At 50.2% G+C, this 26,019-nt stretch carries 24 protein-coding genes, 1 tRNA gene and 2 pseudogenes; 5 read left to right on the forward strand and 22 right to left on the reverse strand.

Going from position 1 to position 26,019, the window contains the following annotated elements:
- Positions 1 to 6: 6 nt before the first annotated feature.
- The 4 genes from DXA97_RS02705 to hydF all read left to right on the forward strand — a co-directional run bounded on the left by DXA97_RS02705 (position 7) and on the right by hydF (position 4,188).
- Entirely contained in the window at positions 7 to 237 is a 231-nt protein-coding gene (locus DXA97_RS02705) for a TM1266 family iron-only hydrogenase system putative regulator (protein WP_243107533.1), read from the forward strand.
- A gap of 5 nt (positions 238 to 242) precedes the next feature.
- On the forward strand, positions 243 to 1,295 hold the full coding sequence (gene hydE / locus DXA97_RS02710; protein ID WP_118718484.1) for a [FeFe] hydrogenase H-cluster radical SAM maturase HydE: 1,053 nt from the start codon (positions 243 to 245) through the stop codon (positions 1,293 to 1,295).
- Positions 1,296 to 1,344: 49 nt separating this feature from the next.
- Positions 1,345 to 2,799, forward strand: coding sequence for a [FeFe] hydrogenase H-cluster radical SAM maturase HydG (hydG, locus tag DXA97_RS02715; RefSeq protein WP_118718485.1), 1,455 nt, complete (start codon positions 1,345 to 1,347; stop codon positions 2,797 to 2,799).
- A 135-nt stretch (positions 2,800 to 2,934) separates the two neighbouring features.
- Positions 2,935 to 4,188, forward strand: coding sequence for a [FeFe] hydrogenase H-cluster maturation GTPase HydF (gene hydF / locus DXA97_RS02720; protein ID WP_118718486.1), 1,254 nt, complete (start codon positions 2,935 to 2,937; stop codon positions 4,186 to 4,188).
- Between the two features lie 106 nt (positions 4,189 to 4,294).
- Here the strand turns inward: hydF and DXA97_RS02725 are convergent, their stop codons facing one another.
- The 10 genes from DXA97_RS02725 to DXA97_RS02760 all read right to left on the reverse strand — a co-directional run bounded on the left by DXA97_RS02725 (position 4,295) and on the right by DXA97_RS02760 (position 10,416).
- The gene (locus DXA97_RS02725) at positions 4,295 to 5,164 is read right to left on the reverse strand and encodes a protease modulator HflC (protein ID WP_118718487.1); all 870 of its coding nucleotides are present in this window, start codon (positions 5,162 to 5,164) and stop codon (positions 4,295 to 4,297) included.
- The gene (gene hflK, locus DXA97_RS02730; RefSeq protein ID WP_243107534.1) at positions 5,164 to 6,435 is read right to left on the reverse strand and encodes an FtsH protease activity modulator HflK; all 1,272 of its coding nucleotides are present in this window, start codon (positions 6,433 to 6,435) and stop codon (positions 5,164 to 5,166) included. The genes DXA97_RS02725 and hflK overlap by 1 nt, the downstream gene beginning before the upstream one ends.
- A 237-nt stretch (positions 6,436 to 6,672) precedes the next feature.
- Positions 6,673 to 7,311, reverse strand: a complete 639-nt coding sequence (locus tag DXA97_RS02735; protein ID WP_118718488.1) for a hypothetical protein — start codon at positions 7,309 to 7,311, stop codon at positions 6,673 to 6,675.
- Positions 7,308 to 7,586 (reverse strand): ABC transporter permease, encoded by a 279-nt coding sequence (locus DXA97_RS02740; protein WP_118718489.1) that lies wholly within the window; start codon positions 7,584 to 7,586, stop codon positions 7,308 to 7,310. The genes DXA97_RS02735 and DXA97_RS02740 overlap by 4 nt, the downstream gene beginning before the upstream one ends.
- A gap of 168 nt (positions 7,587 to 7,754) precedes the next feature.
- Positions 7,755 to 7,827, reverse strand: a tRNA-Asp gene (locus DXA97_RS02745).
- 143 nt (positions 7,828 to 7,970) lie between these two features.
- A complete protein-coding gene (locus DXA97_RS02750) occupies positions 7,971 to 8,753 on the reverse strand; it encodes a response regulator (RefSeq protein ID WP_243107543.1) in 783 nt (260 codons plus the stop codon).
- Positions 8,660 to 8,878, reverse strand: coding sequence for a histidine kinase dimerization/phospho-acceptor domain-containing protein (locus DXA97_RS20660; protein WP_243107535.1), 219 nt, complete (start codon positions 8,876 to 8,878; stop codon positions 8,660 to 8,662). The genes DXA97_RS02750 and DXA97_RS20660 overlap by 94 nt, the downstream gene beginning before the upstream one ends.
- A gap of 66 nt (positions 8,879 to 8,944) precedes the next feature.
- Positions 8,945 to 9,094: a hypothetical protein gene (locus DXA97_RS20005; RefSeq protein ID WP_154106744.1), complete on the reverse strand. Its 150-nt coding sequence runs from the start codon at positions 9,092 to 9,094 to the stop codon at positions 8,945 to 8,947.
- A gap of 83 nt (positions 9,095 to 9,177) precedes the next feature.
- Positions 9,178 to 9,654, reverse strand: coding sequence for a flavodoxin (locus DXA97_RS02755; RefSeq protein WP_118718490.1), 477 nt, complete (start codon positions 9,652 to 9,654; stop codon positions 9,178 to 9,180).
- Between the two features lie 18 nt (positions 9,655 to 9,672).
- Complete coding sequence (locus DXA97_RS02760; protein WP_118718491.1) at positions 9,673 to 10,416, reverse strand: carboxymuconolactone decarboxylase family protein; 744 nt, start codon at positions 10,414 to 10,416, stop codon at positions 9,673 to 9,675.
- A gap of 242 nt (positions 10,417 to 10,658) precedes the next feature.
- Here DXA97_RS02760 and DXA97_RS02765 point away from each other — a divergent pair, with 242 nt between their 5' ends.
- Positions 10,659 to 11,105: a MerR family transcriptional regulator gene (locus DXA97_RS02765; RefSeq protein WP_118718492.1), complete on the forward strand. Its 447-nt coding sequence runs from the start codon at positions 10,659 to 10,661 to the stop codon at positions 11,103 to 11,105.
- Positions 11,106 to 11,224: 119 nt separating this feature from the next.
- Here the strand turns inward: DXA97_RS02765 and DXA97_RS02770 are convergent, their stop codons facing one another.
- From DXA97_RS02770 to DXA97_RS02825, 12 genes and pseudogenes are all read right to left on the reverse strand, one after another.
- Entirely contained in the window at positions 11,225 to 12,712 is a 1,488-nt protein-coding gene (locus DXA97_RS02770) for a glutamate synthase subunit beta (protein WP_118718493.1), read from the reverse strand.
- A gap of 12 nt (positions 12,713 to 12,724) precedes the next feature.
- Positions 12,725 to 17,307, reverse strand: a pseudogene (gltB, locus tag DXA97_RS02775) (glutamate synthase large subunit).
- Between the two features lie 461 nt (positions 17,308 to 17,768).
- Positions 17,769 to 18,035, reverse strand: coding sequence for an HPr family phosphocarrier protein (locus DXA97_RS02780; protein ID WP_118533218.1), 267 nt, complete (start codon positions 18,033 to 18,035; stop codon positions 17,769 to 17,771).
- A 64-nt stretch (positions 18,036 to 18,099) separates the two neighbouring features.
- The gene (locus tag DXA97_RS02785; RefSeq protein WP_118718494.1) at positions 18,100 to 18,765 is read right to left on the reverse strand and encodes an epoxyqueuosine reductase QueH; all 666 of its coding nucleotides are present in this window, start codon (positions 18,763 to 18,765) and stop codon (positions 18,100 to 18,102) included.
- A gap of 62 nt (positions 18,766 to 18,827) precedes the next feature.
- Positions 18,828 to 19,958, reverse strand: coding sequence for an RNA polymerase sigma factor RpoD (gene rpoD / locus DXA97_RS02790; RefSeq protein ID WP_118718495.1), 1,131 nt, complete (start codon positions 19,956 to 19,958; stop codon positions 18,828 to 18,830).
- Between the two features lie 607 nt (positions 19,959 to 20,565).
- Entirely contained in the window at positions 20,566 to 21,015 is a 450-nt protein-coding gene (locus tag DXA97_RS21830) for an acylglycerol kinase family protein (RefSeq protein WP_347561429.1), read from the reverse strand.
- A 35-nt stretch (positions 21,016 to 21,050) separates the two neighbouring features.
- Positions 21,051 to 22,166: an A/G-specific adenine glycosylase gene (mutY, locus tag DXA97_RS02800; protein WP_118718496.1), complete on the reverse strand. Its 1,116-nt coding sequence runs from the start codon at positions 22,164 to 22,166 to the stop codon at positions 21,051 to 21,053.
- The gene (locus DXA97_RS02805; protein WP_118718497.1) at positions 22,153 to 23,133 is read right to left on the reverse strand and encodes a biotin--[acetyl-CoA-carboxylase] ligase; all 981 of its coding nucleotides are present in this window, start codon (positions 23,131 to 23,133) and stop codon (positions 22,153 to 22,155) included. Before DXA97_RS02805 ends, mutY begins: the two co-directional genes overlap by 14 nt.
- 3 nt (positions 23,134 to 23,136) lie before the next feature.
- Complete coding sequence (locus tag DXA97_RS02810) at positions 23,137 to 23,442, reverse strand: DUF6637 family protein (RefSeq protein WP_118718498.1); 306 nt, start codon at positions 23,440 to 23,442, stop codon at positions 23,137 to 23,139.
- 3 nt (positions 23,443 to 23,445) lie between these two features.
- Positions 23,446 to 24,435: an ornithine carbamoyltransferase gene (gene argF, locus DXA97_RS02815; protein WP_118718499.1), complete on the reverse strand. Its 990-nt coding sequence runs from the start codon at positions 24,433 to 24,435 to the stop codon at positions 23,446 to 23,448.
- A gap of 131 nt (positions 24,436 to 24,566) precedes the next feature.
- Positions 24,567 to 25,507 (reverse strand): annotated as a pseudogene (locus DXA97_RS02820) (SPFH domain-containing protein).
- 48 nt (positions 25,508 to 25,555) lie between these two features.
- A complete protein-coding gene (locus DXA97_RS02825) occupies positions 25,556 to 25,996 on the reverse strand; it encodes an NfeD family protein (protein ID WP_118718500.1) in 441 nt (146 codons plus the stop codon).
- Between the last annotated feature and the right edge of the window lie 23 nt (positions 25,997 to 26,019).

Consider the following 26,019-nt stretch of genomic DNA (forward strand, 5'->3'; position numbering starts at 1 on the left):
GCTGTTATGAGTATCATCGTAGAAAACCCGGATTCCGTAGAGAAGCTGAATTCCATGCTTCATGAGTACGGCCCGTATATCATCGGAAGAATGGGAATTCCCTACCGCCAGAAGCATATAAGCATCGTATCCATTGCCATGGACGCACCGCAGGATACGATCTCCGCCCTAGCCGGAAAGCTTGGAAATCTGGACGGGGTCAGCGTCAAAACCGCTTACTCCAACATCATCGGGTAAGTGCCATGACAAAGCTTTTTACCCTGATCGACCTTTTGGCGGAGCGTCACGCCCTGGCGCAGGAAGAATACCGGGCGCTGGTGGAAGGTCAGACGAAAGAACTGGCAGACTATGCTGCAAAAAAAGCCGATGCCCTGCGCCGCAAAATTTACGGTACCGGTGTCTATGTGCGCGGACTGATCGAGATTGGAAATTACTGCAGAAACGACTGTATCTACTGCGGCATCCGCAGATCCAACACAAGCTGCGACCGCTACCAGCTCACGAAAGAACAGATCTTAGAATGCTGCGAAGAGGGATGGAATCTAGGTTTTCGCACCTTTGTGCTGCAGGGCGGCGAAGGCATTGTCCCGGTACATGAAGTCTGCAGCCTTGTTAGCGAGATCAAGGAGCGCTATCCAGACTGCGCGGTAACGCTCTCCCTCGGAGAATGCTCCAGAGAGGATTACCAGCAAATGTTCGATGCAGGAGCGGACCGGTATCTGCTCCGCCACGAGACTGCAGACAAAGCGCACTACGAAAAGCTGCATCCCGCATCCATGTCCTTTGATAACCGGATGCGCTGTCTGAGGGATTTAAAGGAGATTGGTTATCAGGTGGGCTGTGGGTTTATGGTTGGTTCTCCTTACCAGACCGCAGACTGCCTCGCGGAGGATTTAAAATTTATCGAGGCCTTTCAGCCCGAAATGTGCGGTATTGGCCCGTTCATCCCGCAGAAAGATACTCCTTTCCGTGATATGCCGGCAGGAACCGCAGACCAGACGATCTACCTGCTCTCTCTCATCCGGCTGATCAAGCCAAATATCTTGCTGCCTGCGACCACGGCCCTTGGCACGATCGATCCAAAGGGCAGGGAAAAAGGCATCCTGGCAGGCGCCAATGTGGTCATGCCAAACCTTTCCCCGGTGTCCGAGCGGAAAAAATATGCGCTCTACGACAATAAGATCTGTACCGGGGATGAATCGGCCCAGTGCCGCTCCTGTTTAAACCGCCGTATGGAATCCATCGGCTACTCCATCGTCACCGCACGTGGTGACATCATACTTGAAAAATTCTGACGGAAGGTTGCTAAAATGCTTCCAACCGCAAAGAAAGGAAGAAAACAATATGGCTATCTACAACCCAAAATCTTTAAAAGCAGAGGAATTTATCAACCACGGGGAAATCCTCGACACCATCCGCTACGCGGAGGAAAACAAACATAACATCGCCCTGATCGATGAGATCCTGGCAAAAGCAAGACCCGTCAAAAGTGCTGATGGCACCCAAACGCACTGTGCCGGACTCTCTCACCGTGAGGCATCCGTTCTCCTTGCCTGCGACATTCCGGAAAAGGTTGCCCAAATGTACCAGCTGGCAGAAGAGATCAAGCAGGCCTTCTACGGCAACCGCATCGTCATGTTTGCCCCTCTCTATCTCTCCAACTACTGCGTGAACGGCTGTGTATACTGTCCTTACCATATGAAGAACAAGCACATTGCCCGCATCAAGCTGACCCAAGAGGAGATCAAAAAGGAAGTCATCGCCCTGCAGGATATGGGGCACAAACGATTAGCCATCGAGGCTGGGGAAGATCCGGTCAACAACCCAATCGAGTACATTCTGGAATCGATCAGGACCATCTACTCCATCCACCATAAAAACGGCGATATCCGCCGCGTCAATGTCAACATTGCGGCTACGACCGTGGAAAACTACCGGAAATTAAAGGAAGCCGGAATCGGCACCTACATCCTGTTCCAGGAAACCTACAACAAAAAGAGCTACGAAGAACTGCATCCGACTGGCCCGAAGCACAACTATGACTACCATACCGAAGCGATGGATCGCGCCATGGAAGGCGGGATCGATGATGTCGGTCTTGGCGTTTTATTCGGCCTGGAAGGATACCAGTACGAATTTGCCGGACTGATGATGCATGCCGAGCACCTGGAGGCCGTGCATGGTGTCGGCCCGCACACCATCAGCGTTCCGCGTGTTAAGCACGCCGATGATATTGACCCGGATGCGTTTGACAACAGCCTTTCCGACGATATTTTTGAAAAAATTGCAGCCTGCATCCGCATTGCGGTCCCATACACCGGCATGATCATCTCCACCAGAGAGAGCCAGGAGGTACGCGAAAAAATGCTGCAGCTGGGTGTTTCCCAGATCAGCGGTGCTTCCAGAACCTCCGTCGGCGGCTACTGTGAGGAAGAACGCCCGCACGATTCCGAGCAGTTCGATGTTTCTGACCAGCGCTCCTTAGATGAGGTTGTCGACTGGCTGATGCAGCTCGGCTTCATTCCGTCCTTCTGCACCGCCTGCTACCGGGAAGGCCGCACCGGCGACCGCTTTATGAGCCTGTGCAAAAACGGCCAGATTTTAAACTGCTGCCATCCGAATGCACTGATGACCCTGACCGAATATCTGGTAGATTATGCCAGCGAGGAAACGAAACAACATGGATTTGCACTGATTGAAAAAGAACTGGAAAAGATTCCAAAGGAAAAGGTGCGTGAGATTGCAAGAAAAAATATCGAAGATATCAAGGCATCCAGCCGCCGGGATTTCCGGTTCTGAAAATTCCGACAGTAAGCATAACCAGGCAGCGGATGCGCCACTGGTGTCTTCTTGATATGCACAGAAACAAAACAGCCCGGAAAAGAATCGGTTTTCTTTGCCGGGCTGCAACATAATAGGAAAAGAGGAAAAATCATGAGTCTGAATGATAAAGTATCCGCCGAACGCGTTCACATCGGCTTCTTCGGATTGCGCAACGCCGGAAAATCCAGCGTTGTCAACGCTGTGACTGGGCAAAGCCTGTCTCTGGTCTCTGAAACCAAAGGCACCACGACCGATCCGGTCCAGAAAGCCATGGAGCTTCTGCCCATCGGCCCAGTTGTCATCATCGACACGCCAGGCATTGACGATGTGGGAGCACTGGGGGAAATGCGTGTAAAACGTGCCCTGCAGGTTCTCGATAAAACCGACATTGCCATTCTGGTAGTGGACTCAGAAAAAGGACTGCAGCAGGCTGACAAGGAGCTTTTGAAGCTCTTCGATGAGAAAAAGCTGCCCCATATCACGGTATACAACAAAGCGGACCTCATCACCACTCCGCTCTCCGCAAAATCAGCGAACATGCCACCGGCACATCCTCGATATGCAAAGCAAGAAAACGAGATCTGCGTCAGCGCCAAAAACGGCGATCAGATTCAGGAGCTGAAAGAACTGATCGGAAAGCTAGCGAACGCTGTTTCTTCTGAAAGTGATGAAAAGCGCATTGTCGCTGACCTGATCCGGCCACAAGACCTGGTTGTCCTGGTCGTCCCGATCGATTCCGCTGCCCCAAAGGGACGCCTGATCCTGCCCCAGCAGCAGACCATCCGCGATGTACTGGAATCCGGTGCCATCTCTGTGGTCACCAGGGAAACCGAGCTGTCCCAGACCTTACATTCTCTTGCAAAAAAACCGGCACTGGTCATCACCGACTCCCAGGCATTCAAAAAAGTGGATCAGGAAACGCCTTCCGATGTCCCGCTGACCTCATTTTCCATTCTCTTTGCCCGTTACAAAGGAGACTTAAAAGAAGCCGTACACGGAGCAGCACAGCTGGACAAATTGAAGGACGGTGACACGGTCCTGATCTCCGAAGGCTGTACCCACCACCGGCAGTGCGGTGACATTGGAACCGTAAAGCTGCCCGCCTGGATCCGCAGCTACACCAAAAAGGAATTAAACTTCGTGTTCACCTCCGGCGGGGAATTTCCGGAAGATCTGTCTCCTTACGCGCTGGTTGTCCACTGCGGCGGCTGCATGCTGAACGAGCGAGAAATGAAGTCCCGGATTGCACACGCCGTCGCGCAAAACGTACCGGTCACCAATTACGGAATCTGCATCGCACAGGTGCACGGGATCCTGAAACGCTCCGTAGGCATGTTCCCGGATGTGGAGGCGGAGCTGCAGTAAACAATATCTCACAGTAAACACAAATGGGCCGGAAGGTTCCGTCCCCGCCGAATGGCGGGGACGAAACCTTTCGGCCCTCGTTCGTTACTGTGTGATATTGTTTATTTTAGTATCCGTAGAAGATCTGCGTGATCGGCGAGCTCTTGTCGAGGATCAGGGTGTTGTTTCCGTTCTTTAAGGATGCTTTCGCTGCATCCAGGGATCGGACAAAGTTATAAAAATCTGCCTTGCTGGCATCGTTGTAGGCATTGGACAAGATCTGCATGTACTGCGCCTCGCCCTCAGCCTTGATTTTCTCTGCCTCTGCATTTGCCTCTGACTTCATGACTGATACTTCTTTCGTGGTATCGTTTTTGATCTTCTGCGCGGAAGAATTGCCCTGTGCGGTGTAAGATGCCGCAATGTTGTTTCGCTCGGAGATCATGCGGTCATACACGGACTGCTTGTTGTCGTCCGGCATGTCCAGGGATTTCGTTTCCACGGCCAGGACTTCGATGCCGTAGCCATCCAGTGAGGTACCGATGTTGTCCTTGATATCCTCCGCAAGCTTTCCATCGCGGTTCTCGATGATTTCGGTCTGATCCATATTGGAAATGACGGATTTCATAGAGGAAAAGACGGAGGCTGCGATGCGGGACTGTGCCTGTGCTACCTGCCCGTTTAAATGGCGGGTAAACAGGACCGGATCGGATATTTTCCAAAGTACGAAAGCATCTGCGATCATACTCTTTTTATCTTTGGTGATGACATCCGATTTCGGGATATCATAAATCTGCAGCGCACGCGGAATGGTAGAGCTGGTCTGCATCAGCGGGATTTTCACGGATACACCAGGTGTATCAACCACGCGCACGATCTCGCCGAACTGGCGCACGATCGTATACTCGTCCGGATAGGTGATGACCAATGCACTTCCTGCCACAAACAATGCTGCAAAAAGGATCAGGCCGCTAAAAGCTTTTACGATTTTCTTCATCACTGGTTTCCTCCTTCCGTGTTATCCTGTACTCCAGCACTGCCAGAAGTACCGGATACGCTGCCACTACCGGATGTGCTGCTATTGCCGGATGCACCGCTGTTCTTAGACGCAGTACCGTCTGAAATCCCCGCTCCTGCTGCTGAAGATTGCATGGCTGAAGTGAAGCTGTCCAACGGCAGCATTTTCTGGGTTCCGCTCTCATCCACAATGTAAACCTTCATGGACGGAAGCACATTCTCCATCGTCTCGTAAAACATACGCTGTTTGGTGATGAGCGGATACTTGCTGTACTCAGTATACATCTGCTCAAAACGCGCTACCTGTCCCTGCGCCTCATTGATGCGGGCTTCTTTTTCTGCCTCTGCGTTCTTGATGATCTGGTCGCATTCTGCCTCTGCCTGCGGAATCTTCTCATTCCGGTCCTTATTGGCATTATTGATCGCAGTTTCTTTTCCCTGCTTTGCGTTTTCCACGTTTTTGAATGCGCTTAAGACTTCATCGGTCGGCGGGAATGCATCCTGGATCGTGATATTGACCACTGAAAGACCGATATCCTCCGCGATCATGCGGTTGGTCAGTTTTTCTTTGATTTCTGACTGGATCACGGCTTTTCCAGTGGTGATGACATCGTCCACATTATAAATGCCAACCGTGTCGCGGATATAAGACTGCGCCAGCATTTTCAGCGTGGACTCCGGGTCTGAAGAAGCGTACAGATACTTTACCGGATCATTGACCATGTATTCCAGATAAAAATCCGTGTTAACGAAATTGAAGTCCTTGGTGATCATGATGGATTCCTCATCCACGGACTCGCTGGTTTCCGGGATATAGCCGATCGGCATGCCTTTGATTCCCTTGGAAACCATACGGACATTCTGAATAAACGGAATCTTAAAATGCAGGCCGGCCTGTGACTCGGCCTGCGGACTTCCAAGTGTCGTCACCACAGCATAATTTTCTTCATCCAGCATGTAATAGCTGTTCATGGCAGCAAATGCCACGACCAGAACCACCACTGCTGTTCCTGCATTCCGAAAAAGCTTAAGCTTCTTCTTTTTCTTTTTTACCGGATTGCCGTCGGAATCGAAACGCTCCGGTTCCTGCTCTTTACTGCCGTCTGGCTTTCCTCCCGCCTCTCCCTGGTTCTGCCAGCTGGTTTTGTTTGTTTTTTGCCGCTGGCTCTGCTGCTTCTGTTTTAACTGTTCTTCCATCTGCCTGCGCAGAAAATCGAACGGATCCTGTCCCCCAAATGGATTCTGGTTCATAGCGTTCCCCCTTAATTTTATATTGTGCGCTCGTTCTCGTGACTTCGTCACTCGATTGCCTCGCCGTTCGCCAGAAACGTGCAAGCACGTTTCCGGCTCTCTTGCGCTCGTTATATTATCATACCACAAAGTGGCGGGATATTCTATTGAATCTGAATACAGCTTTCCCGGAATACATGATAAAAAATTTGCCGGTCACAGACATGAACTTCTCTGAACAGCAAAAAGGACGCCGACTCACACATCAACGTCCTTCTCTTTATCTTCTATCCATATACCATTTTCATCCATATAATAATATTTTCCCAGTTCTGTCATGATCCATCCGATCTGCATGACGCCGTCTGAATCTGCGTAATACCAGTTTTCATTCCAGACAAACCAGCCGGTTGCCAGCTGGCCACTGTCTCCGAGATAGTATTTTTTCCCGTCCCGTTCCTGCCAGCCGATAAGACGGTATCCCTGCTCATCGAACAGATACCAGCTGGCTTCGATGAGCTGCCAGCCAGCTTCCAGATACGTTCCGTCTACCAGCTGGTAGCGGCTTCCTTCCAGGTAATTGCGCCATTTTCCATCTGTATAGCCGATCATCTGTTTTGCCCGGTAGTCCACATCCGGGGAACCTGTCCAGGAGCCGGCTTTGACGTAGGCCTGTTCGCTGATTTTGGGAGTTGCACGCACAACAAAGAAATAGGTGTGCAGATCATTCATGTAGGCACTGAAATTGCAGGAGGTTTCTCCGGTGCGCCTGGTCATCACACACTCGGCTTCCTCCAGGCTTTCATCATCGAAATCCACCTTGCGCCAGTTGTCCTCCTCCCGCTCCACATTGTCCGCAATGTATAGTTTCACCTGGTATTCATGGGCTTTCTTCACAGAAGACCACTTTCCGGTGGTGTCAGTCTCCCACCAGACATGCTCCGGCGCGCCGAGATATACGGTTTCCACGGCTTTATCGGAGGCATATGCGGATATTGGATATTGCGCCCATAACTCAGGCTCCAGTCTTTGATGCCAAGATAATCCTCACTGACACCGTTTATGGATGTAGCCGTCATGGAATCCGTGCCGTTTTTTACGGTTCCGCTGATGTTCACCATCGGAGTCATATGATCGAAGCTCTCCGTATTTGCCTCATAAAACGTATACATTTCATCTGCCGATACCGACCTCTCTGAATCGGTCTTTCGTTTTTATAAACATATCAGGAGAATGTGTTCATTTTGTGAGAGAATCGGGATTTTTTTGTGAGGGAATTTCAAAACCCGAACTAATTTTAAAATAAAAAGAGGAGTCCGCAAAAGACTCCTCTAAAATAACGACCCGGATGGGTTCGAACCCACGACCTCCGCCGTGACAGGGCGGCGCTCTAACCAGCTGAGCCACCAGGCCATTTTATAAATTGTATGTATTGCTCATGCAATAACAACATTATATAAGATGACCATTCTCCTGTCAAGCGTTTTTTTAGCGGACCGCCAATTTTTCATTGCCTTACTTTTTCAATTTTCCATTTTTCATTGCCATTTTCACCATTAGCAATCCGTAACTGTTTGTATTTGTACATCCGCTTCTCCGCAGCACTGTGCGATGATGCGAATCACTTTTTCCATCTGAAGCGGTTTCGATAAGTGCGCAGTCATGCCTGTATCGGTGCATCGCTTTGCATCTTCATCAAACGCATTTGCAGTCATAGCAATGATCGGAATCTGTCCGGCATCAGGCCGCATTACACTGGCTGCACGGATTTCTTTGGTTGCAGTGATCCCGTCCATATTCGGCATCATCATATCCATTAAAATTGCATCAAACGTATGAGCCGGCTGCGACAAAAACAAATCCAATGCCTCTTTTCCATCATGAACGATCGTCACTGCTGCGCCTTCATCACACAGAAGCGTTTCTGCAATTTCCGCATTCAGTTCATTATCTTCTGCCAGCAGCAAATGCAGTCCGTTTATCTGGTAATTCTGTGCACAAGACTCGTCCTTCCCTCCTGCTTCCTCTGCAATCTCAAATGGAATCGTGATGATAAAGACAGAGCCAACACCAACTTCACTCTGTACCTCAATGCTTCCCTGCATCTGTTCCACCAGTCCCTTTACAATCGCCATGCCAAGTCCGGTGCCCTGACGGATGCTCCGGTCATCCGAATGTTCCTGTGCAAATGGCTCATAGATATGCTTCAGGAACTCTTTGCTCATACCGATTCCGGTATCGGTGATTACCCACTGATAGGTAACGGTCTTGCCGTCATCTGATGTGCCAAGACTGTGAAACGTTGAGCGGACGCTTCCACCAACATGATTGTATTTGATGCAGTTGCCGCTACCAGGATTTTTTTGCGGTTGCTCTCGATCAGACCTGGATCATCTGGATGTTTTTCATTGATCTGCAGCAAACCAATGATACCGTTGAGCGGTGTCCGGATATCATGGCTCATGCGCGATAAGAAACTGGTCTTTGACGCATTGGCTGCCCGCGCTTCTTCTGCAGAATGCCGGATCTCCTACGCCGATTTTCTGGTTTCTTCCATATAGATGGCTTCCCGGTAATGGCACATTTCTGTCTGCATAAAAGAAATCGCGATAAATGCTGCCATCGTCACGCACACAATGCTGGCAATCACAAGCTGTCTGTGGGAATACCAGCCATTCACCGGTGCAATGTCAAAATACCAGGTGTTTTTTGTCAGCTTTTCATGCCAATGCTTCTTGATTTTTCAGAATACTTACAACTTCTTTACAGCGTCTTTACCCAGTCTTTTAACTCGGCTTCCTGGACTCTTCCGTTTAACAGGCGGCCTTCCACGATCTGGGCCGATGCGGAAACACTGTTTTTCAATGCAGAGGCCGTCTTTCCAAAGCCGCTTCCGCCAGAGGTTGCAAAGAGCACGATCTTCTTGCCGGAGAAGTCATACTGCTCCAGAAACGTGTTGATAATAGTCGGTGCAACATACCACCAGATTGGGAATCCAACAAATACGGTATCATACTGATCCATATGTTCTACTTTATTCGCGATCTCTGGTTTGGAAGACGGGTCTGCCATTTCCACACTGCTGCGGCTCTTTTTATCCATCCAGTTTAAATCCGCACTGGTATACGGCACTGCCGGTTTGATCTCATGAAGGTCTGCGCCTGCTGCTTTAGCGAGCACTTCTGCCACTTTTCCGGTCACTCCGCTTGCTGAAAAATATGCTACTAATGATTTTGCCATGATGTTTTCCTCCTTTGATTATTCTCCCAGTTTTTCATATACTTCATCGGTTACCGGCTCCAGCCATTCATTGGAGGTCTCCTCGCCCGGGCACTCAACTGCCAGATGGGAGAACCAGCTTCCGGCCTTTGCACCATGCCAGTGTTTTACCTCTGCCGGAATGGTAACGACATCCCCCGGCTTTAAGCTCTGTGCCGGTTTTCCTTCTTCCTGATACCAGCCCTCGCCGTCTACGCAGACAAGAAGCTGTCCGCCACCGGATTTTGCGTGATGAATGTGCCAGTTGTTGCGACATCCCGGTTCGAAGGTTACGTTTGCGATAAATACGGTCTTTTTCGGATCGGTCAGCGGTTTTAAATAGCTGTTTCCGATAAAGTATTTTGCATAAGCCGTGTTCGGCTCACCCTGTCCGAAAAAGCCGCCGTGCTCCTCGTTGCTGCAGTCATCCTGGTATACTTCCTTTGCCATGCGGAATGCAGCCCATGCATTCGGCCAGCCTGCGTAGAATGCGATGTGGGTCAGGATTTCAGCCATCTCGGTCTTCGTTACGCCATTTTTTCTGGCACTCTCCAGATGATATTTTAAAGAGCTGTCCACAATGCCTTTTCCGATCAGTGCGGAAATGGTGACTACGGAACGAAGCTTTAAGGAAAGCTTGTCCTCTCTGGACCATACCTCACCAAAAAGAACATCGTCGTTTAACTGTGCAAATTTCGGTGCGAAATCATTTAAGGCGTCTCTGCCTGCTGTCTGTTTTACCATACAAATCATCCTCCTGTTCTTCTCTGAAATCCACGCGGGCATATTTCCACCCTCTGCTGTGTATTATATCCCCTAAAGTTGACTTTACGTCAAGCGTTTACTGATATTTCAGGCATTTCTTGAGTACTAACCGTTTACTCCTGCTTAAGAGAATGGTTGACTTTTCTTCTCCCCCATGCTATCGTAACCTTAACTATAACTTTAGGTTTGAATCATTTATTTTTATATAGAGGAGAATGTACATGTATACCATCGGACAGGTATCGGAGATGTTCCACCTTCCCATCTCCACCTTACGCTATTATGATAAGGAAGGACTTTTCCCGTATTTAGAGCGTACCTCCGGCATTCGCCGCTTCAGTCAGCGTGAGATTGACGCGCTGCACCTCATCGAATGTCTGAAACGTGCCGGTGTAGAATTAAAAGATATTAAACAGTTTATGGAATGGTGCGCCGAGGGACCGGCTACCTACCAGAAACGCAAATCCTTTTTTGAACAGCAGAAAGCCTCAGCAGAAAAAGAAATCGAAAAAATGGAGCGCGTGCTCGATATGCTCCGTTTCAAATGCTGGTATTACGATCAGGCGATCGCAGACGGAAATGAAGATCGGATCCACGCTATGATGCCGGACAAATTACCGGACGAAATCCAGAAAATCTATGACCATGCACATGAAGATGCTGAATAGGCTGTGCTGTGCGCAGCATCACCAAACAAAAACAGGACCAGGCAAAATCAAAATGCCTGATCCTGTTTCTTTTTCTTTCATTGCATATCGGGAGGTGCCTGTGGCACATCCACTGCTTTTCACGCCAGATTCGTATATCCCATCAGATATTTATCCACTTCTTTTGCCACATCGCGGCCTTCATGGATGGCCCATACGACCAGGGACTGTCCGCGATGCATATCGCCTGCCGTGAAGACTTTCTCGACATTCGTTGCGTATTTCCCGGCTTCGGTCGCCACGTTGGTGCGTGCATTTAACTCGACACCAAATGCATCGGCTACATATGTCTGGGCACCTAAAAATCCTGCTGCGATCAGCACCAGATCTGCCGGTACTTCCTTCTCGGAGCCCTCCACCGGCACCATGGACATGCGTCCGGTCTCCGGGTTCTTCTCGGCTTTCAGGCTCACTAAGATGGCTTTTACCAGCTTCCCGCTCTCATCCTTCACAAACTCTTTCACGGTTGTCTGGTAGATGCGCGGGTCATGACCAAACACGGCAATGGCCTCTTCCTGGCCGTAATCGGTCTTTAAGATGCGCGGCCACTCCGGCCAGCTGTTGTTTTCGGCGCGTTTTTCCGGAAGCTTCGGCATCATTTCCAGCTGGGTCACGGATGCGCAGCCATGACGGATCGCGGTTCCGACGCAGTCATTTCCGGTATCACCTCCGCCGATGACGATGACATGCTTATCCTTCGCGGAGATATAATTGCCATCCTCTAAATTAGAGTTTAACAGGCTCTTTGTGGTGGATTTCAAGAAATCTACCGCAAAGTAAATACCCTCTGCGTCACGCCCCGGCACATTGATGTCTCTCGGGTTGGAGGCTCCGCATGCAAGCACAATACTGTCATACTCTTTTAAGAGCTTTGCTGCCTTGTAGTTCTTTCCGACATTGGCCCCGGTGACAAAGGTCACGCCCTCTTCTTTCATCACGTTGATCTTACGGTCAATAATCTGCTTTTCCAGCTTCATATTCGGAATGCCGTACATCAGAAGTCCGCCAACCCGGTCTTCCCGCTCAAACACGGTTACATTATGACCGCGCTTATTTAACTGGTCTGCCGCAGCCAGTCCGGACGGACCGGAACCGATAACGGCGATCTTTTTGTCGGTACGCAGCTTCGGCGGTCTCGGACCTGCCTTGCCGGTCTCGTATGCCTTCTCAATGATGGCGTGCTCATTTTCCTTGATGCTGACCGGACTTCCGTTTAAGCCGCAGGTGCAGGCTGCCTCACACGGAGCCGGGCAGACACGGCTGGTAAATTCCGGGAAGCTGTTGGTCTTCTTTAAGCGGTTGTAGGCCTGCGCCCAGTTGCCGGTGTATACCAGATCATTCCATTCCGGCACCAGGTTATGGAGCGGGCATCCGGATACCATGCCGTTCATCATCATGCCGGACTGGCAGAAGGGGACGCCGCATTCCATGCAGCGTGCACCCTGTTTTCTTTGCTGTTCTTCGGTCAAAGGAGTGTGGAACTCATTGAAATTCTTGATGCGCTCCAGTGGTTCTGCCGCCTTGCCGTTTACTCTGTCATATTCCAAAAATCCTGTTGGCTTTCCCATCGTTACTCCTCCTTACTTTCTCTGGTTTGCGTAGAATGCCTCGATCTGCGCCTGCTCACTGCTTAAGCCCTTCTCTTCCATCTGCACAATGGTATTCATCATTCGGCGGTAGTCATGAGGCATTACCTTCTTGAATTTCGGCAGGTACTCGCCAAAGTGATCCAGAATTTCTTTTCCGCGCTCGGAGTTGGTATATGCCACATGTTCCTGGATCATCTCTTTTAATTCCTGGACATCGTACTTGTTGGTTACTTCCTCCAGGGAAACAAGATCTTTGTTCAGGCGCTTATAAAAATCGCGTTTTTCATCCAGCACATAAGCAATACCGCCGCTCATGCCGGCTGCAAAGTTCTTTCCGGTCTGTCCGAGTACAACCACGCGGCCGCCGGTCATATATTCACATCCGTGGTCACCAACACCCTCTACGACGGCGGTTGCACCGGAGTTTCGGACACAGAAACGCTCACCTGCGACACCGTTGATATACGCCTTGCCGCTGGTCGCTCCGTAAAGAGCCACGTTGCCGATGACGATATTTTCTTCTGCCTTAAAGTTTGCTGCTTTTGGCGGATATACGATCAGCTTACCGCCGGATAAGCCCTTGCCGAAATAGTCGTTGCTGTCGCCCACCAGTTCCAGGGTAAGCCCCTTCGGAATGAACGCACCAAAGCTCTGTCCGCCGCTGCCGTTGCACTGGATCGTGAAAGTATCCTCCGGCAGTCCGTCCGGATACTGTCTGGTGATTTCCGAACCGAAGATGGTTCCCAGGGTACGGTCTACGTTGGAGACATCGATCTGGAGGCTCTTCTTCTGTCCCTTGTTCAGGGCAGTCTTTAACTGCTTTAAGAATACCTGCTCATCGATCGTCTGATCCAGCTTGAAGTCGTATTCCAGCTTATCGCGATAGCCGCGGAAATGCACACCCTCATACGGATTGTCAAGGATATTGCTTAAATCCACTTTGTTTGCACGCTCAGACGGAATATGTTCCTTCTTCTTTAAGAGATCGGTACGTCCCACCAGCTCATCTACGGTGCGGACACCCAGCTTTGCCATGTATTCGCGCAGCTCCTGTGCCACAAAGTGCATGAAGTTTACAACATACTCCGGTTTGCCCTTGAAGCGTTTTCTCAGCTCCGGGTTCTGGGTCGCAATGCCGACCGGGCAGGTATCGAGGTTGCAGACACGCATCATGACGCAGCCCATGGTAACAAGCGGAGCGGTCGCAAAGCCAAATTCCTCCGCACCCAGGATGCAGGCGATCGCCACATCACGGCCGGTCATCAGCTTACCGTCGGTCTCAAGGATGACTTTATCGCGCAGGCCATTCATGATCAGGGTCTGGTGTGCCTCAGCCACGCCAAGCTCCCACGGAAGTCCGGCATTGTAGATGGAGTTTCTCGGCGCTGCACCGGTACCGCCGTCAAAACCGGATACCAGGATAACCTGTGCGCCTGCCTTTGCAACACCGGCTGCCACGGTGCCAACACCAGCCTCGGATACCAGCTTGACAGAGATCCTTGCGCGGGTGTTTGAGTTCTTTAAGTCATAGATCAGCTGGGCCAGATCCTCGATGGAGTAGATATCATGGTGCGGTGGCGGGGAAATTAAGCCGACACCGGTTGTGGAGTGGCGGGTCTTTGCCACCCACGGATATACTTTTCCGCCCGGAAGCTGTCCGCCCTCACCAGGCTTTGCGCCCTGCGCCATCTTGATCTGGATTTCCTGTGCACTGACCAGATAACGGGAGGTTACGCCAAAACGTCCGGATGCCACCTGCTTGATCGCAGAACAGCGGTTATTGTTCTTCGCTCCCGGAACCAGACGGTCCAGACTCTCGCCGCCCTCACCGGTGTTGGACTTGCCGCCCAGACGGTTCATGGCGATCGCCAGCGTCTCATGTGCTTCCTGGGAAATGGAGCCGTAAGACATTGCACCGGTCTTAAAGCGCTTTACGATGGAATCGACACTCTCAACTTCATCGATCGGGATGCCGCCATTCTCATCGAAATTAAAATCGATCAGGCTTCGCAGGTTGATGGTCTGCTCCTCCTCATTGAGCACATGGCTGTACTCTTTGAAGATCTCATAATTTCCGGTCCATGCCGCCTGCTGCAGCAGATGAATGGTGCGCGGATTGTACAGATGCTCCTCCTGGCCGGAACGCTCCTTGTGACTTCCCACACTTTCCAGCGTCAGATCTACATCCAGTCCCAGCGGGTCAAATGCAGTGGAATGCAGCACATCCACGTCGTTTGCGATGTCTTCCAGCGTGATGCCGCCCACACGGCTGACCGTGTTGGTGAAGTACTTGTCGATGACTTCTTTGGAAATACCGATCGCCTCAAAGATCTGTGCACCCTGGTAGGACTGGATTGTGGAAATACCCATCTTAGAAGCGATCTTTACAATGCCGTGAAGCACTGCCGAGTTATAATCGTTGACAGCTGCATAATAATCCTTATCCAGCATTTTCGTCTCGATCAGGTAATGAACAGATTCCTGCGCCAGATATGGGTTGATGGCACTGGCACCAAAGCCAAGCAGGGTTGCAAAGTGATGTACCTCTCTCGCTCGCCGCTCTCCAGGATGACTGCCATGGAAGTACGTTTCTTGGTTTTTACCAGATGCTGCTGCAGGGCAGATACCGCTAAGAGTGACGGGATCGGCACATGGTTTTCATCGATGTCACGGTCAGACAGGATGATGATGTTGACGCCGTCGCGGTGCGCACGGTCTACCTCCAGGAATAACCGGTCAATGGCTTTGGCCAGGGACGTATTCTTGTAATAGGTAATCGGGATCACTTCTACTTTAAATCCCGGTTTCTTCATATATTTAATCTTTAACAGATCGGTACAGGTTAAGATCGGGTTATCCACCTTTAAGATGTGGCAGTTCTCCGGAGCTTCCTCCAGAACATTGCCTTCCTCGCCGACATAAACCGTGGTGGATGTTACGATTTCCTCACGGATCGCATCGATCGGCGGGTTCGTTACCTGTGCAAAGAGCTGTTTGAAATAGTTGAACAGCGGCTGATGTTTTTTCGAAAGCACGGCAAGCGGGCTGTCAGCACCCATGGCAGATACCGCCTCGGCACCATTCAATGCCATCGGCAAGATCATGGTCTTATACTGCTCGTAGGTGTAACCATAGGTCTTCTGCAGCTGTGCACGCTGCTTCTTAGAAAGCTCCGGCACACCCTTATTCGGGATCGGAAGATCCTTTAAATCTACCATCTGGGAATCCAGCCACTCCCCGTACGGCTGACGGGATGCATAGCGCAGCTTTAACTCCTCGTCGCCGACCAGCTCACCCTTCACGGTATCGATGAGGAGCATCTTGCCCGGGCGTAAGCGTTCTTTCTTAATAACATGGGACTGGTCAATATCGATCGCGCCAACCTCGGAAGCCAGAATCACCTGGTCATCGTCCGTGATGTAGTAACGGGACGGACGCAGACCGTTTCTGTCCAGCACGGCACCCATGACATCGCCATCGCTGAACACGATGGATGCAGGGCCATCCCACGGCTCCATCATGGTTGCGTAATAGCGGTAGAAATCCTTTACCTCCTGCGGCATGAACCGGTCATGCTGCCACGGAGCCGGGATCAGGATCATAACTGCCATCGGCAGCTCCATACCGCTCATGACCATGAACTCCAGGGCATTGTCCAGCATCGCAGAGTCGGAACCTTCCTGATTGATGATCGGCAGTACCTTGTACATATCGGATTTGAAGAACTTTGTTTCCATGTTCTCCTCACGCGCCATCATCTTGTCAACGTTGCCACGGATGGTATTGATCTCACCATTATGTACGATAATGCGGTTCGGATGGGCACGCATCCAGCTCGGATTGGTGTTGGTACTGAAGCGGGAATGCACGGTTGCGATCGCAGACTCGTAATCCTTATCCTGCAGATCCTCGAAGAACTGGCGCAGCTCTTTTACCAGAAACATACCCTTGTATACAATGGTACGGCTGCTCATGGATACGACATAGGTGTCATCGTTACTCTGCTCAAACACACGGCGCGCTACATAAAGACGGCGGTCGAAATCCAGTCCTTTCTCCACATCTGCTGGCTTTCCGATGAAGCCCTGCATAATGTAAGGCATTTTTTCAACGGCCTTGTCACCGATCTTCTCCGGGTGAATTGGAAGAGTTCTCCAGCCGAGGAACTTCAGTCCCTCTTTCTGGACGATAACCTCCAGCATCTTTTTGGCCTGGTTTCTGGCAAGCTCATCCTGGGGGAAGAAGAACATGCCAATGCCGTATTCGCGCTCATCACCAAGCTCAATGCCAAGCGGCTTTGTTACCTTCTTAAAGAATTTGTGGGAGATCTGCAGCATGATACCGACACCGTCTCCGGTCTTTCCTTCCGCGTCTTTACCGGCGCGGTGCTCGAGATTCTCTACAATGTGGAGGGCCTGCTCCACGGTGCGGTGAGTCTTGATGCCTTTGATATTGGCTACGGCACCGATACCGCAGTTGTCATGCTCAAAGCTCGGATCGTAAAGACCCGGAAGAACGGTCTGGGAAGCAGATTCGTTGGGGGATTTTGTTAAGGTTCTCTGATCGCTGTCCATAATCATTTCCTTTCCTGTAAAAATCAGCAGACGCGTCATTTGCGCATCCCTGGTAAGCAACGCAATTGTTTTCTTTCACAAGATGTATTTCCTGTGAAAGAAAACAGGGCACGAAAATTCTTTTTCGAATTTCCGCACCCTTGCGTTTTGCTTTATGTAATGATTTTTTGTGTTGCCTTTTTAAGCTGTTACGATAATACTACACTTTTTCTCATTTGTAAATTCCTTTTTTATTTTAAATTGACAGATTATTTGTCATTATCCTATATATTCACATTTTGTCTGTCAATTTTCCGTATTTGTTTCATCAACCGCACATCACTGGTACCTCCCAGATATGAAGTGCACGGAAAAAGAATTGTTTCATAAGACGCATTTTCCCATGAAAGAAAAAAGGTACTTTCCAGAATTGCGTTCCGGAAAATACCTTTTCTACATTTCTTTATGTGTACTAAGAAGACTTACATCTCGCCAAGACCGCTCTCAATTGCCTTGCTTACGGTCTCCATAGCTGCTGCCTCGTCCTCGCCGTCGCAGATCAGGGTGATCTCGGTGCCGGACTTAATGCCTGCTGCCATTACGTTTAATACGCTCTTTGCAATGATTCTTTTCTCGCCACACTCGATGATGACATCACATTTGAATTTCATAGCGGTCTGGGATAAAACTCCTGCCGGTCTTAAGTGCAGTCCAGACGGATTTACAACTGTTAAATTCTTACTAAGCATAGTTCACGTCTCCTTTAGAATTAGTTTCAATCTGTATAAATTTTATTACAAATCACGACAAGTGTCAAGGCATTGTAGCCATCTGTGATTCTTTTTTCGTTTCTCTTTCCCGCAGCTCCTGTTCCCTTTTTGAGAAGACACACCCACAGTAATTCTGCCGGTAAAGTCCATACTCTGCTGAAAGCTCTACAGAGCGTTTGTAGCCGTTTTTCTTTTTAAAATCAGACGGAAGATGCTCCACCTTGTAAATGGCGGATAACTCCTCCCCGATCTCATTGAGCTTCCCGGCATTCTTTAACGGGCTGATGGTAAGCGTTGTGGCAAAGTAATCGTAACCACCCTCTGCCGCCATTCTAGCCGCCTCTTCCAGACGCAGGCGGTAGCAGCGAAAGCAGCGTTCCCCACCCTCCGAAACTGTTTCCAGCCCCCGGCTGATCTCATAGAAGCGCTCCGGCTCATATGCACCAACGATAAGCTGCACCGGATATTTTACCGGCAATTCCCGGATCAGATGCTGCTGCTCCGCTGCACGCTTTTCATATTCCTCCGCCGGAGAAATATTGGGATTATAATAAAATACCGTGATCTCAAAATAATCTGATAAATATTCCAGCACATAGCTGCTGCAGGGTGCGCAGCAACTATGCAACAAGAGCCGGGGAACCCGGCTCTTGCCCTCATTTTCTTTTATGACTGCTTCCAGCTCACGCTGGTAATTTCTGCGGTTCATAATTTCTCCTGTCTCTATTAGTACCGGTTGCACATACATGTGCCGGCAACTGTAAAATCGCCTTACAGGAAATCGCGGATCCGTTTGCTTCTGACCGGATTACGCAGCTTTCTGAGAGCCTTTGCCTCGATCTGGCGGATACGCTCACGCGTTACGTTGAACTCCTTGCCAACCTCCTCCAGAGTGCGCGGATGACCGTCCTCAAGACCAAAGCGGCGCACGATAACAGCACGTTCACGCTCCTTTAAGTCTCCAAGCAGTGCATCGATATGCTCTCTTAACATAACAGACTCGACATTGCCCTCCGGGGTTACAACACTGTTGTCTGCCACGAAATCGCCCAGGTTGGAATCGTCTTCCTCACCGATCGGGGTTTCAAGGGATGCTGGCTCCCTGGCGATCTGCATGATCTCCATAACCTTGTCTTCCGACATTTCCAGTGCATCTGCTAACTCAGCAACAGATGGCTCGTAGCCCAGCTCAAGAGTCAGCTTACGCTGCATCTTGGACATTTTGTTAATTGTTTCAACCATATGCACCGGAACACGGATCGTTCGTGCCTGATCCGCAAGTGCACGGGTTACAGACTGTCTGATCCACCAAGTCGCATATGTACTCAGTTTGTATCCTTTTGTATAATCAAACTTCTCTACACCTTTGATCAGGCCGAGGTTTCCCTCCTGTACCAGGTCAAGGAAGCTCATGCCGCGGCCGGTGTAACGCTTTGCAATACTTACTACCAGACGCAGGTTTGCCTCGATCAGGCGCTCCTTTGCATATTCGTCACCCTCTGCCTTACGCTTCGCGAGAGTCAGCTCCTCTTCCGTTGTCAAAAGCGGAACTGTTCCGATTTCCTTTAAGTACATACGGACCGGATCCTCAGTGCCGATTCCCTCGAGCAGATCTACCGCATCGTACTCAATATCCTCGGAGTCTTTCATGAAGCTGTCGTCCATATCTACATCGTCGTCATCGAGAAGCAGATTGTCTTCTGCAAGGGCAGCATCGTCAATAACAGGGACTACGTCAATATTCTTTTCCTCGAGGAAGCTGTAAATCTGCTCCATCTGCTCAGGACTAAGATTCTCCCCTTTAAAGAAGTCATTGATCTCGGTGATGTCCAATGCATTATGCTTTGTTTTGGCAACTTCTACCAGCTTTTTCAGCTTATCTAAAAAATTGTCTTTTTCCACAGTAACATCCTTTCAGTTGAAGGTTTACGAAAGCCTACACAACGTATCATTATATAATATCCGGTGTCAGATTTCAACAATTATTTTCATAATTCACGGGATTTTTTTCATGCTCCCGTATTTTTGCCTTCTGCTTTTCTTGTGCGGCTTTTTCCTGCCTGAGGGCACAAAATCTCGATCTGGCGCGGAAGATTCTCCACAGAAACTTCTGTCCTGCTTCCGCCAAACTCTCCATCCAGCACCCAGTCTACAGGCTCCTGCGCCTCAATATGAAGCCTGCTGGTCTTAAATTTATATACCAGCTCGCTCTTCTCTTCCTCTTTCATTAAAAGACCGGTCACAATACCGCTAAGCTCCAGCGGTGTTTTCGGTGTGCGGATCAGGAGCACTTCAAATAAGCCGTCATTCAGGGCCACATCCTGGTTCACCAGTCCCTTAAAGCCTCCCACGCTGATCGTATTGGTCACCATACCGTAAATAAATTCACCCTCCAGTGTTTCCTCCGGAGTGGTAATTTTCATTGGATAAGATTTGATAGAGGCAAGACTCTTTACTCCTTCCAGAATATATGCCTGATGTCCCAGAAGGTTCTTTTTGTCCTGAGGGGTCAGATAGGACACCTCTGTAAAAGCCCCGAAGCCTGCCACATAGACAAAATACCGGTCTTCGCAAAAGCGTCCGATGTCGATCGCATAGGGAACACCGCATGCCGCATTGACCGCAGCCGGGAGCATCTGCTTGGCAGCCTTAAGCTGGATGCGAAATCGTTGGTAGAGCCAGCCGGGATATAGCCCAGCATCACAGGCTTTGGAAGCTCCATCATGCCGGAGATCACCTCGTTGAGCGTACCATCGCCACCACTGCACACGATCAGATCCTTTCTGGCACCATATTTTAACACGGCAGCCCTGGCATCCAGCGCCTTCTGTGTTACATAGACCTGTACCTGGTATCCCGCTCCTGTATAGGTATCCAGAATATCCAGAAGCTTTAAACGGATTTTTTCCCTTCCGGATCTGGGATTTATGATCAGAAGCATCTGTTTTGATTTAGACATACTATGCTATTCCCTGCTCCTCTCTTACATTATCTTCATTCTATCAGCTTTGTATACCTGCTAAAGGCATTCGGCAATGCGTAGACTGTTTTCAGCTCCTCTTTTCCAGCCGCGATGTAAGCCTTTGGAATCCCATTTTTCAGCCGTACCCGGTAGCCGGTCATATGCCACTCCACATGGGAAAAGATATGCTTTGCCGGTCCGACAGCCTCAAGCTCCACGATGGAAGCCGGGTCCAGACCAAAGGCCTCTGGTACTTCCTCCGGCTTTAAATGGCCTTCCCGGTTCGGGAGCTCATAAAGGGAAGCCAAAAGCCCGGTTGCCTCCCGCTTATTCAGCCCGACCTGATCCCCGGATTCCAGAATACACACCGTTTTATCCTCCATACGCCGCTTCTTGGGCGGGGTCTTTACCGGGATTTCCGAGATCAGGTCCTGCTTTCTTGCCAGACAGATCGAAGCCAGCGGGCATTCCCCGCAGCGCGGCTGTCCGTTCGGCACGCATACGATGGCTCCGATCTCGATTAGTCCCTGGTTAAAATGGCTTGCCCGGTCCCCTGGCATCGTTTCTTTTAAATGGGTCTCCATCCATTTTTTTGTGGATGCCTTTAAAATATCTTCCCGGCTGGCTGTCACCCTGGAGATGACCCGGAGTACATTTCCATCTACCGCAGGAACCGGCTGGCCAAAAGCGATGGAAGCAACCGCCCCGGCTGTGTAGCTGCCGATTCCCGGAAGCTTTAACAGTTCTTCATACTGCTGCGGCATAGCTCCGCCATATTCTTCCATAATGATCCCGGCTGCCTTCTTTAAATTGCGCGCCCGGTTATAGTAACCAAGGCCCTCCCAGAGCTTCATCAGCCGGTCATCTTCAACCGAAGCCAGCGAAGCAACATCCGGCAGTACCTCGAGAAAGCGTTCAAAATAAGGTTTGACCGCCTCTACTCTGGTCTGCTGCAGCATGATCTCTGAGATCCATACCCGGTAGCCTTCCGGGTTCTCCCGCCATGGAAGGACCCTGGCATGCTCCTCATACCAGGTAAGCAGCGGACCATTCATAGCCCGAAGCCTAGCATCCAGATCCAGTATCCCATCTTCACGCTCTGCGACCTTCAGGCGGTCATACAGATGTTTTGCATCATACATATCCATAAATTCCTCTTACTGACACCTCACCGGAATTTACTTCCCGGATAGTGCCATCTGAAAGCTCAACGATCAGCTCCCCTTGGTTGTTGATCCCATGGGAGATCCCGGTATAGTCACCGCCCGGTGCCAGCACCTTTACCTCCCGTTCTACATTCACCAGCTCCTGATCATATATTTCCTTCAGGCGGCTCATATCCAATGTCTCACGGTAAATGCGGTAATATTCCTCAAACGCGCACATTACGCCGTTGATCAGCAGGGTGCGGCGCACAGGATGCCCAAGCTCCAGTGCCAGCGATGTTGCAGTCTCACGGATCTCCTCCGGGAAGTCCGAGGTATTGGCATTGATACCGATCCCGACAACCACATAGCGGATGGAATCCTCCTCTGTGCTCATCTCCGTCAGGATCCCGCAGATTTTTTTGCCGTTTACCACAATGTCATTCGGCCACTTGATCTTGCAATCCAGACCTGTCACATCCTTCACTGATTTCTGCACTGCCATGGCTGCGAGCAGCGTCAGCATGGAAGCATGCTCCGGTGCAAACTCAGGGCGCAGAAGAAAGCTGTGCCAGATGCCGCTCCCCTTTGGAGAGCTCCAGCTGCGGCCCCTGCGGCCTTTTCCCGCCGTCTGGATCTCTGCCACGGCAAGCGTGCCTTCCGGTGCTCCCTGCTCTGCCATACGGCGCACAACATTGTTTGTGGAATCTGTCTCTTCCAAAAAAGTAACATGCTGTCCCAGCCACTGGGATTTCATTGCCGCACGGATCTCGGCTTCATTTAAGATGTCTGCATTATCTGTGAGACGGTAGCCGCGGTTGCGTACCGCCTCGATCTGATAGCCCTCTGATTCCAGCTGGCGGATCACCTTCCACACTGCTGTGCGGGATACGCCAAGGCGCTCACAAAGCTCCTGCCCGGAAATATAGCCATCTGCTTCTTTTAAAAATTTCAAAATTTTGTCCTTCAAGCCTTACCTCCAGATACTGATGGCACTTAAAACACCCAGTACCGTTAAGACCACTGCCAGCAGGCACTGGGTGAATCCACCTGCCTGCCTTTTTTTATCGTGTCCGCTGTATCTTAGCCGGAATGCGCCCATCACGCCGTTTAACACGGCAGCAAGCCAGAAAATCACGGGGAACAGAATACTGTTCCCCTCCGGATCTAAAAATGCCAGAATGGCGCAGATAACTACAAGAATGCCGATCACGATATGCAGCAGGTCCAGCACCAGCGCACTGCTGCGCGGATTCCGTTTTTTTTCCTGCCCTGCCATGCTTTAAACTCCAATGGTTGCCATCATAACAGCCTTAATGGTGTGCATACGGTTTTCTGCCTCATCAAATACTCTGGACTGCGCAGACTCAAATACCTCATCGGTTACTTCCATGTCAGTGATGCCAAAGCGTTTGCCCATCTCTGCGCCGATCTTGGTCTTCAGATCATGGAATGCCGGCAGACAATGTAAGAAGATAGCCTGCTCACCTGCATTCTTCATAACAGCTGAAGTTACCTTGTACGGAGTTAATTCGCGGATACGCTCCTCCCATACTTCGTCCGGCTCGCCCATGGATACCCATACATCGGTATAGATGACATCTGCGTTTTTGGTTCCCTCTTCGACATTCTCGGTCAGGGTAATGGTAGCGCCGGATGCCTTTGCATATTCCTCACACTGTGCGACCAGCTCTGCGTTCGGGAAGTATTTCTTCGGTGCACATGCTACAAAATGCAGGCCAAGCTTTGCACATACGATCATCAGGGAGTTGCCCATGTTGTAGCGGGCATCGCCCATGTAAACCAGCTTTACGCCCTTTAATCTGCCAAGCTGCTCGCGGATCGTCAGCATGTCTGCAAGCATCTGGGTCGGATGATACTCATTGGTCAGGCCATTCCATACCGGAACTCCTGCATATTTCGCAAGCTCCTCCACGATTTCCTGTCCAAAACCACGGTACTCAATACCATCGTAGATACGTCCAAGAACACGTGCAGTATCTGCAATGCTTTCCTTTTTACCGATCTGGGAGCCTGACGGATCAAGGTAGGTGGTGCCCATTCCCATGTCATGCGCTGCAACCTCGAAGGAACATCTGGTTCTGGTGCTGGTCTTTTCAAAGATCAGTGCCACATTCTTTCCTCTGTAATTATCTACCGGAATTCCTTCTTTTTTCTTACGCTTTACCTCTGCTGCAAGATCAAGCAGATACAAAATCTCCTCCGGGGTGTAATTCTTTAATGTTAAGAAATGTCTTCCCTTTAAGTTCATAATTGTCTCTCCTCTGTATATAAATTTGTATATAAATTTTATAATACACTTCTTTACTGAAGCATTCCGGCAGGAACGCTTTCCTGTCTTAAATCTTTTGCATTCCGCCTTTTGTCAGCCATTTGTCACTTTTATTCCTCTGACTGCTTTGAAGCTGTCTTGGCAATCTCCGCCACAGAGGTCACAAGACCAGCTATATTCTGGATATCAGACGGGATGATGATCTTGGTTGCCTTGCCGTCTGCTGCCGCCGCAAATGCATCCAGCTCTTGAGCTGGAGCACTGCCGCATCGGCTCCTGCTTCCTTTAAGAAGCGGATGCCGTCTGCCTTCGCCTGCTGCACCTTTAAGATTGCCTCTGCCTCACCCTCTGCTTCGCGGATGCGGCGCTCCTTCTCAGCCTCTGCGTGAAGGATTGCAGCCTGCTTATCTGCCTCTGCATCAAGGATTGCAGACTCCTTCTTACCTTCCGCAACCAGAATGGTGGATTTCTTCTCGCCCTCGGCACGCAGGATCGCCTCACGGCGCTCGCGCTCTGCCTTCATCTGTTTCTCCATGGCATCCTGGATAGCAGCTGGAGGAATGATGTTCTTGAGCTCCACGCGGTTTACCTTAATGCCCCACGGATCGGTTGCCACATCCAGGGATGCACGCATCTTGGTATTGATGGTCTCACGGGAGGTTAAGGTCTGGTCTAATTCCAGGTCACCGATGATATTTCTTAGTGTCGTTGCAGTCAGGTTTTCGATCGCCATGATCGGATTCACCACACCGTAAGCATACAGCTTCGGGTCTGTGATCTGGAAAAACACTACTGTGTCGATCCGCATGGTAACATTATCTTTCGTGATAACCGGCTGCGGGTCAAAATCTACAACCTGCTCCTTTAAGCTGACCTTTTTTGCCACCCGGTCTACAAACGGGACCAGGAAATGCACACCTACAGACCAGGTGTCCAGGTAGGCACCAAGGCGCTCCACAACCAGTGCCTGCGCCTGCGGCACAATGCGGATGCAGGAAGCCAGAACCGCCAAAATGATGATCAGTAACGGAAAAATAAATAAAATACCCATTATGATTCCTCCTTTACGCTTTTTTACAAGTGTTTCGCAAGCTCAGCCTTACAGCTGCGCTTTTTCATTGCTTACGATCAGTTTCACACCCTGAATCTCACGGATCCAGACTCTGGTACCTTCCGGATAAACCGCATCCTCCTCTGCGGAGCGTGCCGTCCATTCCTGTCCCTGGACCGAAACGGTTCCACTCTCCTTTGCATTGCTGATCTCGGCTGTCACCCTTGCTTCTTTTCCAATTAAGCTGTCCACATTCGTTCTGACTGTAGAAGTGTTGATATACTTAATAGCCAGAGGGCGGGTCAGGAAAAGTAAGATGAAGGAGACCACCACAAAGACCAGAAGCTGGACCGGAACCAGTGCACCGAAAACAGCCGCAAAAAAGGCAATCACGGTACCTCCGGCAAACCAGATGGTCGTCAGGGCTGTGGTCATGATCTCAATGCCCACCAGGATCACAAATGCGATGAGCCAGTAAATCGCTGCCATAACAACTCCCCCTTATTTTATTG

The organism is Clostridium sp. OF09-36, from assembly GCF_003481985.1.
Classification (GTDB): Bacteria; Bacillota; Clostridia; order Lachnospirales; family Lachnospiraceae; genus Brotaphodocola.

Bases quoted from the DNA above. Each gene is read 5' to 3' on its own strand.
- mutY (WP_118718496.1), bottom strand. From the start codon at position 22,166: ATGGATATGTATGATGCAAAACATCTGTATGACCGCCTGAAGGTCGCA.
- hydE (WP_118718484.1), top strand. From the start codon at position 243: ATGACAAAGCTTTTTACCCTGATCGACCTTTTGGCGGAGCGTCACGCC.
- DXA97_RS02810 (WP_118718498.1), bottom strand. From the start codon at position 23,442: ATGGCAGGGCAGGAAAAAAAACGGAATCCGCGCAGCAGTGCGCTGGTG.
- DXA97_RS02770 (WP_118718493.1), bottom strand. From the start codon at position 12,712: ATGGGAAAGCCAACAGGATTTTTGGAATATGACAGAGTAAACGGCAAG.
- DXA97_RS02825 (WP_118718500.1), bottom strand. From the start codon at position 25,996: ATGGCAGCGATTTACTGGCTCATCGCATTTGTGATCCTGGTGGGCATT.
- argF (WP_118718499.1), bottom strand. From the start codon at position 24,435: ATGAACTTAAAGGGAAGACATTTCTTAACATTAAAGAATTACACCCCG.
- DXA97_RS02740 (WP_118718489.1), bottom strand. From the start codon at position 7,586: ATGTATACGTTTTATGAGGCAAATACGGAGAGCTTCGATCATATGACT.
- DXA97_RS02785 (WP_118718494.1), bottom strand. From the start codon at position 18,765: ATGAACCGCAGAAATTACCAGCGTGAGCTGGAAGCAGTCATAAAAGAA.
- DXA97_RS02760 (WP_118718491.1), bottom strand. From the start codon at position 10,416: ATGGTAAAACAGACAGCAGGCAGAGACGCCTTAAATGATTTCGCACCG.
- hydF (WP_118718486.1), top strand. From the start codon at position 2,935: ATGAGTCTGAATGATAAAGTATCCGCCGAACGCGTTCACATCGGCTTC.
- hflK (WP_243107534.1), bottom strand. From the start codon at position 6,435: ATGAACCAGAATCCATTTGGGGGACAGGATCCGTTCGATTTTCTGCGC.
- DXA97_RS02705 (WP_243107533.1), top strand. From the start codon at position 7: ATGAGTATCATCGTAGAAAACCCGGATTCCGTAGAGAAGCTGAATTCC.
- DXA97_RS02725 (WP_118718487.1), bottom strand. From the start codon at position 5,164: ATGAAGAAAATCGTAAAAGCTTTTAGCGGCCTGATCCTTTTTGCAGCA.
- DXA97_RS02755 (WP_118718490.1), bottom strand. From the start codon at position 9,654: ATGGCAAAATCATTAGTAGCATATTTTTCAGCAAGCGGAGTGACCGGA.
- hydG (WP_118718485.1), top strand. From the start codon at position 1,345: ATGGCTATCTACAACCCAAAATCTTTAAAAGCAGAGGAATTTATCAAC.
- DXA97_RS02765 (WP_118718492.1), top strand. From the start codon at position 10,659: ATGTATACCATCGGACAGGTATCGGAGATGTTCCACCTTCCCATCTCC.
- DXA97_RS21830 (WP_347561429.1), bottom strand. From the start codon at position 21,015: ATGTCTAAATCAAAACAGATGCTTCTGATCATAAATCCCAGATCCGGA.
- DXA97_RS02780 (WP_118533218.1), bottom strand. From the start codon at position 18,035: ATGCTTAGTAAGAATTTAACAGTTGTAAATCCGTCTGGACTGCACTTA.
- DXA97_RS20660 (WP_243107535.1), bottom strand. From the start codon at position 8,878: ATGAGCCATGATATCCGGACACCGCTCAACGGTATCATTGGTTTGCTG.